General features: G+C 45.5%; 12 protein-coding genes, 1 rRNA gene and 1 other annotated feature. All 13 genes read right to left on the bottom strand.

Going from position 1 to position 11,635, the window contains the following annotated elements:
• Window positions 1–72, bottom strand: a 16S ribosomal RNA gene (locus ACFSVM_RS22080); the annotation flags it as partial.
• A gap of 390 nt (window positions 73–462) precedes the next feature.
• Window positions 463–2,073 (bottom strand): LysM peptidoglycan-binding domain-containing protein, encoded by a 1,611-nt coding sequence (locus ACFSVM_RS22075; protein WP_379264583.1) that lies wholly within the window; start codon window positions 2,071–2,073, stop codon window positions 463–465.
• A gap of 187 nt (window positions 2,074–2,260) precedes the next feature.
• Complete coding sequence (gene ilvE / locus ACFSVM_RS22070; protein WP_090726943.1) at window positions 2,261–3,148, bottom strand: branched-chain-amino-acid transaminase; 888 nt, start codon at window positions 3,146–3,148, stop codon at window positions 2,261–2,263.
• Window positions 3,149–3,167: 19 nt separating this feature from the next.
• Entirely contained in the window at window positions 3,168–4,040 is an 873-nt protein-coding gene (gene pheA, locus ACFSVM_RS22065; protein ID WP_379264581.1) for a prephenate dehydratase, read from the bottom strand.
• Entirely contained in the window at window positions 4,037–4,999 is a 963-nt protein-coding gene (gene thrB / locus ACFSVM_RS22060; RefSeq protein WP_379264579.1) for a homoserine kinase, read from the bottom strand. The genes pheA and thrB overlap by 4 nt, the downstream gene beginning before the upstream one ends.
• A 34-nt stretch (window positions 5,000–5,033) precedes the next feature.
• Window positions 5,034–6,320 (bottom strand): homoserine dehydrogenase, encoded by a 1,287-nt coding sequence (locus ACFSVM_RS22055; RefSeq protein ID WP_076315151.1) that lies wholly within the window; start codon window positions 6,318–6,320, stop codon window positions 5,034–5,036.
• A 35-nt stretch (window positions 6,321–6,355) separates the two neighbouring features.
• Window positions 6,356–6,793 carry an ACT domain-containing protein gene (locus tag ACFSVM_RS22050; protein ID WP_076315150.1) on the bottom strand — a complete coding sequence of 146 codons (438 nt, stop codon included), beginning with the start codon at window positions 6,791–6,793 and terminating at the stop codon, window positions 6,356–6,358.
• A gap of 157 nt (window positions 6,794–6,950) precedes the next feature.
• On the bottom strand, window positions 6,951–8,261 hold the full coding sequence (gene obgE / locus ACFSVM_RS22045) for a GTPase ObgE (protein WP_076315149.1): 1,311 nt from the start codon (window positions 8,259–8,261) through the stop codon (window positions 6,951–6,953).
• A gap of 13 nt (window positions 8,262–8,274) precedes the next feature.
• A complete protein-coding gene (locus ACFSVM_RS22040; protein ID WP_076315148.1) occupies window positions 8,275–9,012 on the bottom strand; it encodes a Spo0B domain-containing protein in 738 nt (245 codons plus the stop codon).
• A gap of 198 nt (window positions 9,013–9,210) precedes the next feature.
• Complete coding sequence (rpmA, locus tag ACFSVM_RS22035; RefSeq protein WP_047914282.1) at window positions 9,211–9,522, bottom strand: 50S ribosomal protein L27; 312 nt, start codon at window positions 9,520–9,522, stop codon at window positions 9,211–9,213.
• An 18-nt stretch (window positions 9,523–9,540) separates the two neighbouring features.
• A complete protein-coding gene (locus ACFSVM_RS22030; RefSeq protein WP_076315147.1) occupies window positions 9,541–9,879 on the bottom strand; it encodes a ribosomal-processing cysteine protease Prp in 339 nt (112 codons plus the stop codon).
• A 13-nt stretch (window positions 9,880–9,892) separates the two neighbouring features.
• Window positions 9,893–10,204, bottom strand: a complete 312-nt coding sequence (rplU, locus tag ACFSVM_RS22025) for a 50S ribosomal protein L21 (RefSeq protein ID WP_076315146.1) — start codon at window positions 10,202–10,204, stop codon at window positions 9,893–9,895.
• A 13-nt stretch (window positions 10,205–10,217) separates the two neighbouring features.
• Window positions 10,218–10,305: a sequence feature (ribosomal protein L21 leader region), on the bottom strand.
• Window positions 10,306–10,379: 74 nt separating this feature from the next.
• Complete coding sequence (locus ACFSVM_RS22020) at window positions 10,380–11,570, bottom strand: Rne/Rng family ribonuclease (protein ID WP_076315145.1); 1,191 nt, start codon at window positions 11,568–11,570, stop codon at window positions 10,380–10,382.
• Window positions 11,571–11,635 lie beyond the last annotated feature (65 nt).

Below are 11,635 nucleotides of genomic sequence, written 5' to 3'. Positions count from 1 at the left end.
ACTCCGCTCGACTTGCATGTATTAGGCACGCCGCCAGCGTTCGTCCTGAGCCAGGATCAAACTCTCCATTAGAGAGCGATTAAGCTCATTTAGAAAAACTGACGAGAACATAATGTTCTCTTTATTTCGCTCGGTTATCATACCGTCTGACGACTTGTACCATAACCTCGCGTTTAGAATTTTGCAGTTGCAAAATTCTACTCACTCGTTGTTCAGTTTTCAAAGATCAACTTCGTCATCCACACTCAATTTCTCTCAGCGGCGACTTTTATAATATATCATAGATGATGTTGTTTCGTCAATAGTTTTTTAAAAAAGTTTTTCTATGAAACTATCAATTTCTCAACGCTCATCCCCGTCAACGCGACAGGAATTATAGAATACCACATATAAAAAACTAATGCAACACTTTTATATAAAAATTAAGCAGCTCATTATGAGCTGCTTAACCTAGACACTATGTTATCTCTTAAGCCATGGATTTCTACGTGCCTTTTTTAATCCAGATCCTTTGCTGCTTTGATTTCGATTGGACGAAGTACGCTTCCTGGCACTGGATGATACCATCACTTTCTTAGCCTTAGTCTTTCCGATTGTTGTTTTTGCTTTAGTAGAGGTCTTTGCATCCTCTATCTTTGGGAGATCGCTTAAGCTATCTAAGTTGATACCTGCTTGCTGCTCGATAGCATCATTCTCTCCACCCACAAAATTCTGTACAGCTGCTTGTGCTTCAACATTATTGTAGGGGTTATTGTAATAGTCTACATACGGAACTTGAGGTCCGTATTCATTAGGTCTGTAATAGTTCGTGTAGTGCGGCTGATGTCCGTACGCTTGCGGATGCATTTCGGGCTGCTGATTCTGCGCAGTTGCCGCCTTCCAATCCGACTCCGCTTGAGCATAGCTGTATGGCAAGGCTACAGGCTGACCACATCCGCAATCTCCATATTGGTCTCCATGTACAAGCATATAATCTACAATATATCCGCCATGCTCGTATGTGGTATAAGATCCGTCCGTCTGATCATATGCTCCTTGCACTATAGGTGATTGATCACCATAAGGAACTGCACCCTCATGAGGACCATGATGCCCCATTGGAGCAACTGGATGCTGACCATATGGCTGATGGAATCCCGGCCAGTGTCCAGCATGCCCTTTTCCATAATGCTTATCTTCATAAAATGGCATCATCATTCCGTGTGATGGGTAACAAGGATCGCAATAACCGTAGTCTGGTTTTTTAACGGGTGCGGGCAGCGGCATAGGTTTAACCATTTCAGGCTGTTTTACAGGCTTAGGCAAAGGTTTTGGCGGCGGGGCTACTGGCTTGAATTCTTTCTTAGGTGGCATAGGCTTTGTCATCTCAGGCTTTGGAGCGGGAGCAATCGGTTTTGTAATTTCGGCCTTGGGTGGCACGGGTTTCGGTTTAGTCTCTTCTGCCTTGGGAGGCGTTGGTGCAGGTTTAGTTACTTCTGCTTTTGGCTGCTCTGGCTTTGGTTTGGTTAACTCGGCTTTGGGTGCAGTTGACTTTGGCTTCGTTAATTCGGCCTTTGGGGCAACTGGCGCTTCTGGCATCGTTGGAAGTTCAGGAAGCTGAGGATAGTTAGGCAATGCATCGAGCGGAACGATCTCTTCTTTTACACCTGTATACTGCTCGCTTCCCACTGTCGTTTTTGGAGATGTACCCATGTGGGTGGGATTTGTTTGTGTACCCGTTCCCATATCCTTATTAGCGGATACGCCAGCAGGAATGTTCACCTTTTCCCCAACTAATAGCACGTTCGGATTTTTTAACTGCGGGTTGGCAGCAATTAAATCCTGCAGAGGAACCCCCCATGCTTTAGACAATTTCCACAGCGAGTCTCCTTGTACTACGGTATGGGAGTGTATAATCGTATTTCCTGGCGGTGTAGTTACCGGTGCAGATGGAATCTTGACTTTCATCCCGATCGTTAATTCATTGGGATTTGCAATTTGCGGATTTGCACTTATCATCGTTTCTAAAGATACATTATATTTTTGGGACAGCTTATATAAGGTATCTCCTTCTTTGACAATATGGATCTTCACAGGCCCAAAACCTCCTCACGTTTCTTCAGGCATGACATTCGCCCGTTCTTTCGTTACTCTCATCCTATGCAGCATCCGCCCAAATGACATCATTCTTATAAAAAAATCCTCTTCTAAGCAGCAATCCCTTTTAAAAAAAGAGATCACATGCTAAGAAGAGGATCTTATCTGCTCATTTAGAGCAGCACTACTCTGCAAATACTTTATACCCGTCTTTGTCTACAATTTGGCGGAACTCCTCAAGCAGCTTGAGTGTAATCGGACCCGCGACACCGTCTCCAATCGTTCTGCCATCTACCTCATAAGCAGCAATAACCTCAGCAGCTGTGCCCGTAAAGAACACCTCATCTGCTACATATACATCATGCAATGTGAAGGGTTGTTCCTTGAAGGGCAGACCTATTTTGTCTGCGAGTTCAATAATAGCATTACGAGTAATGCCTTCTAACGCGCCCAAATAGCATGGTGGAGTGATAAGAACCCCATTTTTGACGATAAAAATATTATCTGATGAACCTTCAGTAACGTAACCTTGCGAATTCAGCATAATTGCTTCTCCGGCACCCGCGTGATTCGACTGAATTTTGACAAGCACGTTGTTTAAGTAGTTTAATGACTTGATCTTTGGATTAAGTGCATCCGGAATATTGCGGCGCTGCGAAACCGAGATTGTTCTTAAGCCTTTTAGATACGCTTCCTCCGGGTAGATGGACAACTCTTCCACAATGATGACGACACTTGCCTTCTCACACCGGAGCGGGTCAATTCCAAGGTTACCGTAACCCCGTGATACAACAAGACGAATATATCCATTTCTCATTTCGTTACGACGAATGGTTTCAGCCATGGCCTCCCGCATCTCATCATAAGACAAAGGGATATCCAGCATAATGGATTTGGCGGAATCGTAGAGACGATCTAAATGCTCCTTGCATTTAAAAATATTCCCGTTATATATCCGAATCCCCTCAAAAATTCCGTCTCCGTATAGAAAACCATGATCAAAAACAGATACTTTTGCATTTTCCTTCGTAACATACTGACCATCTAAATAAATCCACTGTTCTGCTGTCATAACAAGTTACACCTCCGCATTATTGTCCTGTATATACATAGCAAGGATAAGAACCCAGTACACGAACCTGGCATCCCAGAGCTTCAATCTCTGAAATAGCTGCCGGCAGAAGTACCGAATTCATTGATTCCATGACATCAATATAAAAATAATAGTTACCGAGTTTCTTCTTCGTTGGTCTGGACTCGATTCGAGACAAGTTCAGTCTGCGCCAAGCAAAGGCGGATAATACTTGATGAAGCGCTCCAGGAAAATCTTCCGGAGGGGTGATAAGTATGCTTGTCTTCTGATGATCAGCCTCTCGCCGCAGATTAACTGCATCCGGACCAATTAACACAAACCGAGTGTAGTTGTTATCATGATCCGTGACCCGTTCCGCCATAATATCCAATCCATGCTTCGCCGCAGCCAGTCTCGTAGCAATGGCCGCCCAGCCTTGTCCCGGGTTCTTCTTCACAATCTCTACAGCCTCTGCTGTACTGCCTACACTTTCAAGCTCTGCTTGAGGAGCATACGTGCGGATAAACTGCTGACATTGAGGGATTGCCACGGGATGTGACATGATTTTGCGTATCTTGGTAAAGTCTAGATCTCCCGCTGTATTCAGAAATTCATCTCGATCACCAATTAAATTCTGAATAGAAGGATAAACCCATTCGCACTGCATAGGGATATCCACTTCATGCACAAGCCAATCCATATGTAGACTAACCGATCCATCTATCGTATTTTCCACGGGTATGACACTATAATCACTTTCTCCACGTTCTGTAGACCGAAATACATTCGATATCAGCTTGAAGTGTTTGCCTTCATACGGCTCGCCTGCGAGCAAAAAATCGAGCGCTTCATGTGACACTGTGCCCTCAGGTAATAATGCAACTCGTTTCATGCTTTTACTTCCCCTTTTATCATATCCATAAATGTGCCCTGATGCTCGTCAGATACAAGCTGTGCACCCGTCAGATCTGGCTTAATCCACATTGTATCTGCTTCAATGCCTTGGGCTCGCATGGTCTCAATCATATAAGCTTCAAGACCTTGCTTATCCGCCTCTTCTTGATGTACGAAAGCAAGTACCGTCGGACCCGCACCGCTAAGAGCTGCTCCGAGAGCGCCTTTGCTTGGGGCCTCCTCCAGTATTTTGGCCATTCCGGGAACAAGTGCAGCCCGGTAGGGCTGATGGAGCTTATCCTTCATCGCTGCACTTAACAGATCGTAACGACCACTCGCTAAGGCACCAACCAGCATTGAGGTCCGCCCAATATTGAAGACCGCATCCTGAAAAGAAAGCTCGCTCGGCAAAACTTCTCTTGCCTTGGTTGTCGACAGTTCAAACCGCGGTATAACGACAAGCACTTCCAGATGTTCAGGCGGATCAAAGGATAGATGATGTGCGGTACTACCATCCCATGCACAGACAGCAAATCCGCCAAAAAGCGATGCTCCCACATTATCCGGGTGCTTCTCCATTTGTGTAGCCATTGTGAACAGCTCTTCCCGCGTCAAAGGTGACCCGATAAGTTCATTAGCTGCAACCATAGCACCTATAATGGTTGTCGCGCTGCTTCCAAGTCCTCGTGTAAGAGGAATTTCGGAGTACATCGAAATCTCAAGCTCAGGAATATGGATTCCTGCTTGTTTAAATACAGCTTGTGCCACTTTATACACAAGGTTTGTCTTATCCGTAGGAATCCCCTTCAAATGCTCGCCATACAGAGAGATAGAGGTATCATCCGCCCTCTTCATCTCTATATAAGAATATAAGCTGAGCGCCATACCCAATGAATCAAAGCCTGGGCCTAAGTTCGCTGTGCTCGCCGGGATTCTTACTCTTACGCTGTTCTTCATTGTGTTCGGTCCTCCTCAAAAGTGCGGGGGAAGCTCATCCCTCTACCCGGTAAACACTCTTCACTTTACGAATAACACTAAGTGTTTCAAAGTGCTTCAGTACTTTATCCATACTTGCTTTGCTGGCATTATGGGTAACAATAATGATCTCGGCATCCGGATTCTGTTCATTCGGCTGCTGGACCACAGAAGCAAGGCTCACGTCGTACTCCGCAAATATTTGTGTAATTTGAGCAAGCACACCTGCTTTGTCATCGACATGCAGCAGGATGAAGTTTTTATATGAAATATGCTCATCTTGGATCAGATGTTTTTCTTTATAAGGGCTGATAGATTTCAGACCGCTTACTCCAAGCTTCAAATTACGGATCACCGATACCAAGTCAGCTACGACAGAGGTAGCCGTTGGCAGCTCACCTGCACCTGCTCCATAGAACATCGTCTCGCCAACCGCTTCACCGTGAACGAATACTGCATTAAATACGCCGTTAACAGAGGCCAGAGGATGCTGCTGTCTAACCATCGTTGGCTCTACACTGATTGAGATTTGGTCATCTTGTCTCTCTGCAATGCCTAACAGCTTCATTTCATATCCAAGTCTCTTGGCATAGGCAATATCCTCTTTGGTCACACTAGAAATCCCTCTGACAGACACATCTCGAAGTTCAACATTCGTATGGAAGCCAAGCGTACCGAGTATGGCCATCTTACGCGCGGCATCCAAACCTTCTACATCCGAGGTCGGATCGGATTCTGCGTAACCAAGTGCCTGAGCCTCTCTTAGAACTTCATCATACGAAGCTCCCTCCTGACTCATCTTGGTTAATATAAAGTTCGTGGTCCCGTTCACGATTCCCATAATTCGTGTGATTCGATCAGACGAGAAGCTCTCAATCAGCGTACGAATAATCGGAATTCCTCCGGCAACACTCGCTTCATAATAGACGTCACAGCGCTTCTCCTCCGCCTTTGCCAAAATCTCTGCACCATAGAGCGCCATTAAATCCTTGTTTGCCGTCACAATATGCTTGCCCCGCTCCAGCGCTTCTAGAATGTATTCTTTTGTTTTCTCCACTCCACCCATAACTTCAACAATCACGTCGATCTCCGGGTTAAGAATAACCTCCCATGGATCTTCTGTTAATTTATCCGCATCCACGGTAATGTTACGAGCCTTGACCAGATTTTTTACAGCTACTTTTTCAATAACGATAGGAGAGCCGACTTGACTGCTCAGATCCTCCTGGTTCCCCTCCACGATTCGTATTACACCTGTGCCTACAGTTCCTAATCCAAGCAAACCTACCTTAATCGGTTTCATCTTCTCATCCCCTTTATGTACCTAAAGTATCTCCTCTACCCCTGACCAATCAAGCGTGTGCGTTTGACTCCCGGAACCTGCGCGAATTGCTCCATCATCTCACCAAGATCTCCGCTGAGCCGAGAAGTCTCCACTGAAATTACAACATTGGCACGCCCTTGAAGCGGAATGCTCTGATGAATGGTAAGCACGTTGCCTCCATATGATGCCACATGCGATAACACTTGGGACAGCATTCCTGACTCATGCTCCAGATCAATGGAGATGGTGACGATTCGCTCTCTCTCCAGCTGGTTGACCAGATGAATTCCATCCTTATATTTATAAAATGCACTTCGGCTTAGACCAACACGCTCAGCCGCTTCATGGACAGTCTTCACTTCACCGGAAGCAAGCAGCTGCTTCACCTGCATCGTCTTCACCACAGCTTCTGGCAATATATCTTCACGTACTAGATAGTAGCGCTCTTTCAAAAACGTCCTCTCCTCAAAGACTATTGTATTCATATAGTGGACATTATATCGAATCGTATCGAAAAGGGCAATAGACAAATGGAGTCTCTTGTTGTCCATATTCCAAAAAACCGTGGATATCTAAGGAAGATACCCACGGTAAATTTCGTTTTATTTATTAATAGTAGCTGCTGCTCTCTACAAATTCAAACTCAAAATCGGCAATACGAACGATCGTACCGTCCTTCGCACCACGTTTTCTAAGTTCATCATCAACACCCATATGGCGAAGGGTACGTGCAAGCTTCATAATTGCCTCATGCGAATTCAGCTGCATTCGTTTCATCATGCGCTCGATCTTCGGACTTTCCACAATGAACATCTCATTCTCGCGCACAATTTTGAAGCCTTCCTCTTCTTCTTTATCCAGCTTGTAAACTTTGCGTTCACTTACTTCTGCCACTTCTTCCACATGCAGCTCTTCCGGCATTTGATCCAGCATATCTGCTGCCTTGTAGAGAAGCTCCTTCACACCTTGACGTGTAAGGGAGGAGATTGGCATAATCTCTATTTCGGGATGAGAAGCAGCCAGCTGCTGCTTAAAATTCTCCAGGTTGTCTGCCGATTCCGGCATGTCCATTTTGTTCGCAGCCACAATCTGTGGACGTTCCATCAATTTAGCATTGTACTGACGAAGCTCGTCATTGATTTTGACGAAATCCTCATACGGATCTCTGCCCTCAGATCCAGCCATGTCGATGACATGAATGATAACGCGGGTACGCTCAACGTGTCTCAGGAACTCATGGCCCAGTCCAATACCTTCACTCGCCCCTTCAATCAGCCCAGGCAAATCCGCCATAACAAAGCTGCGGCCTTCCCCTACATCAACAACACCGAGATTCGGCGTAATCGTCGTAAAATGGTATGCCCCAATCTTCGGGTTAGCACCGGATACGACGGACAAAAGCGTAGATTTACCTACACTCGGAAATCCAACCAGCCCTACATCCGCCATGACCTTCATTTCCAGTACAATGTAGCGTTCTTCCCCTTCTTCACCATTCTCGGCAAGCTCAGGTGCTGGATTCTTCGGAGTAGCAAATCGAATATTCCCTCTTCCGCCTCGACCACCTCTTGCAACAACGACCTGTTGGCCATGGCGTGTCAAATCAGCTAGTACCTCGCCCGAATCCTCATCCGTTACTACCGTTCCCGGTGGAATACGAACGATCATATCCTCCGCATTCGCACCGTGCTGACTTTTGTTACGGCCTTTTTCACCGCGTTTTGCTTTGAAATGACGTTGGTAACGGAAATCCATCAGTGTTCTCAGACCTTCGTCTACACGAAAAATAACACTTCCGCCCTTGCCGCCGTCTCCACCAGCAGGACCGCCTTCAGGTACATATTTCTCACGACGAAACGATACGAGTCCATCTCCGCCGTCTCCGCCTTTAACATAAATCTTCGCTTTATCTACAAACATGATTATCCCTTCCTTATATCCCACAAGTCACACGAAATTGAATGAGCGCATCCCCTGTCGCAGGCGGCTCTGCTATCACCTTGGTTCCTTGCTTCATCGTGTACAAATTACTCCATGCTTCTGATTCAGATGCTATTCTCTCTCCCTCGAAACGTACAATAACATCCCCTTGATCCTGACCAAACCGAATTAACAGGTGACGAATTTCTCCCCAAGACGATCGGTTGCTGAACTGATAAGCCCTGACTGTATCCGCAATCGTCCCTGTCAGCATCTCACCGTCCTCGGGAGAAATCAAGGTGTCCAGCCGCAATCCGTCCTCCACTTCAACACTTAGAACAACAGGACTGCCGCTTATTCGATACGACTGCAAATAAAAAATGAGAGACGGCACACCCAGCTTAGAAATCTTACTCTCTTCCGTCATTCTCTCCTTTATTCTTTCCACCGTTTGTATTGATTTATCATTCTTTCCTAGACGAATATATCCATACAACACCTGGAGGTCATTCATCCAATCATGTCTGTGATGATTTAACACGGATATCGCTGTATCTTCCATTCTCTGCTGCGTTTGGTGCCGCTGCTCCTCAAGCTGCTTGTCCACAGTCTTAAAGAGATAAAAAAGAACAGCTCCTAACCAAAAGGCAAGCAAAATACAAGAGATCAGAGTCTTAGAGATGATCACCAAAACTAACGGAAATATGACCGAACAAGATACCGCTAAGGGCACTTTTTTCCAGTAATTCATGACTTCTCCCCGTTCATCAATGTTAACCCCATTATAATATAAAGGTCATAAAGGCAGTATATCACAGACGAAGTTACCAAACAGTACCAAAAAACAAAAACATCTTCACTCATTTGAAAACGAACCAGGGTAGAGCCATGGCCTGAATAAAAAAAGCCTCCGGCAAACATGCCGAAGGCTCCTTAGGCGAAATGCCTATTACGCTTCTACTGCAGCTGCTACAGGAGCAACTTCAATAGGGTAGACGCTCACTTTTTTACGATCGCGGCCCCAACGTTCAAATTTCACAACGCCGTCTACTTTCGCAAACAAAGTATCGTCTTTACCGATTCCTACGTTCGTTCCTGGGTGGATTTTAGTACCACGTTGACGAACGAGGATGCTTCCGCCAGAAACTGCCTGACCGTCTGCACGCTTAACGCCAAGACGTTTGGACTGGGAATCACGACCGTTCTTTGTGGAACCCACACCTTTTTTGGATGCGAACAACTGAAGATCCAATTTTAACATTGTAGTCTACCTCCTTCTTTAGTTATTATGCTGCTTTATCTGAATATACTTTCCGTACGAATCGACGATCGATTTCAGCATCACCACAAGTGATTCAAGCAGCAACTGAATCTGGGAACGAATATCGTCTGACAACTTAGCTCCTTCTGGAACATATGCGCTCAGAAAGCCATGCTCCATCTCGGCATCGAGCTCAACACCTGTAAGTGTCTCAATCGAATTGACCGTACCAACCGTCACTGCGGAAACTCCCGCACATACAATATCTTCACCAGCTTTAGCATAATTCGCATGACCTTTCACGGAAAAGCCGCGAATGCTGCCGTCACTCAAACGAAAGATGTGGACAGTTATCACTGTTTACACCTACTTACGCTTGGATTTTGCCGATAGTTACTTTAGTGTAAGGTTGACGATGACCTTGTTTCACATGGTAGTTCTTCTTAGGCTTGTATTTGTATACAACAACCTTTTGGCCTTTGCCATGCTTCTCAACAGTCGCTGTTACAGTTGCGCCGGAAACAACCGGTGTACCTGCAGTCAAACCGTTGTCGTTAGAAACAGCCAACACGCGGTCAAACGTTACTGTTTCACCGTCTGCAGCGTTCAATTTCTCGATGAAAAGAACATCGCCTTCTTGAACTTTGTACTGTTTACCACCAGTTTCAATAATTGCGTACATTTGCTTGCACCTCCTCATGTCTCAGACTCGCCTAATCCAGGTGATCCTGCCTCAAAAAAACAGAATGCTTCAGAACCCGATCGGAGCGGTTACAGCATGTGCAGCAACTTAATACTAGACACATACCTGAAGATTATATCATGAGTCTATTCTGAAATCAATCATTTTGCAATAATCACTCCAGCAACAGGCTGCTCTCTTCCCTTACCTTCTTGCGGGTAAGCTCCAGCAGACCAAGCCTTGTCCATCCTACCACGTGAGATTTGGTGCGATCCTTCTGCAGCTCTCGCTCCAGTGTCAGCATAACCTCATCCCGATGTCGATCAAACTCCATATCAATAAAATCAATAATGATAATTCCTCCGATATCTCGAAGTCTGATCAGTCTGGCGATTTCAATCGCTGCTTGAATATTCGTCTTCGTTACTGTTTCTTCCAGGTTTCGACCACCTATATACTTACCCGTGTTGACATCGATGACGGTCAGAGCTTCGGTATGATCAATGACGACATAACCGCCACCTTCAAGCCACACTTTTCTTTTGAAGTCTCTTACCAGCTGCTCCTGAACTCCATACGCTTCAAAAACAGGCTTATCCCCGCGATAAATATGAAAATGAGGCACTCCATTAAAAGCAACATCCTGATAGAACTGCTTGGCTTCTCTGGCCTGATGCTCGTTATCAATTACAAATTCATCACTATGAGCCGTATAACTGTCCCGAATGAATCTTTGCAGAATGCTGAGATCCTGATGCAGCAGCCGCGGAGCATTGTTCATGCTGGCTTTTTGTTCAATCCTCTGCCATACCTTGCGCAGCTGAATGACATCACCTTCAATGGCTTCCAAACTTTCATGCTCAGAAACCGTTCTTATTATCATCCCCTCTTCATCCCGTTTACAACGTTCAGCAATACTTTTGAGACGAGATCGCTCACCTTCTTTTGCAATTTTCTTGGATACCGCTATATATCCTGCCGTAGGCATATAAACGATCCAGCGCCCGGGCAATGCATAGTGTGTTGTTACTCTTGCCCCTTTTCCGCCCACAGGCTCCTTGAACACCTGAACGATAATATCCTGACCCACGTAAAGTAGCTCTGTAATGGCCGGCTTGATCTTAGGCTGCTTGTCCAGGTTGGGATGCAGTACATCATCGATATATAAAAAGGCATTTTTCTTTTGCCCGATATCAACAAACGCAGCCTGCATACCTGGAAGCACATTGACTACACGTCCCTTAAAAAAGGAACCGAGCAGTCCCCTTTCACCCGCCCGTTCCGCTGCATATTCAACTACTTTACCTTCCTCCAGAAGAGCCATTCGAATCAGATTTGGTTCACAGTTCACAATCGTTTGCTTCATGGCTTCACCTCTAGAGTACTCTTTTAGAGAGAAGATAGTGGCATTCGTTTGCGCTCTCCTATTTT

It is taken from the genome of Paenibacillus shunpengii (assembly GCF_042684905.1).
Lineage (GTDB): Bacteria > Bacillota > Bacilli > Paenibacillales > Paenibacillaceae > Paenibacillus > Paenibacillus shunpengii.
This window is presented reverse-complemented; position numbering and strand designations above follow the sequence as displayed.

What these genes read in the sequence shown, in the direction of transcription:
- ACFSVM_RS22020 (WP_076315145.1), bottom strand. Translation starts at nt 11,570, where the DNA reads ATGAAGCAAACGATTGTGAACTGTGAACCAAATCTGATTCGAATGGCT.
- rplU (WP_076315146.1), bottom strand. Translation starts at nt 10,204, where the DNA reads ATGTACGCAATTATTGAAACTGGTGGTAAACAGTACAAAGTTCAAGAA.
- obgE (WP_076315149.1), bottom strand. Translation starts at nt 8,261, where the DNA reads ATGTTTGTAGATAAAGCGAAGATTTATGTTAAAGGCGGAGACGGCGGA.
- thrB (WP_379264579.1), bottom strand. Translation starts at nt 4,999, where the DNA reads ATGAAGAACAGCGTAAGAGTAAGAATCCCGGCGAGCACAGCGAACTTA.
- pheA (WP_379264581.1), bottom strand. Translation starts at nt 4,040, where the DNA reads ATGAAACGAGTTGCATTATTACCTGAGGGCACAGTGTCACATGAAGCG.
- ACFSVM_RS22055 (WP_076315151.1), bottom strand. Translation starts at nt 6,320, where the DNA reads ATGAAACCGATTAAGGTAGGTTTGCTTGGATTAGGAACTGTAGGCACA.
- ilvE (WP_090726943.1), bottom strand. Translation starts at nt 3,148, where the DNA reads ATGACAGCAGAACAGTGGATTTATTTAGATGGTCAGTATGTTACGAAG.
- ACFSVM_RS22040 (WP_076315148.1), bottom strand. Translation starts at nt 9,012, where the DNA reads ATGAATTACTGGAAAAAAGTGCCCTTAGCGGTATCTTGTTCGGTCATA.
- rpmA (WP_047914282.1), bottom strand. Translation starts at nt 9,522, where the DNA reads ATGTTAAAATTGGATCTTCAGTTGTTCGCATCCAAAAAAGGTGTGGGT.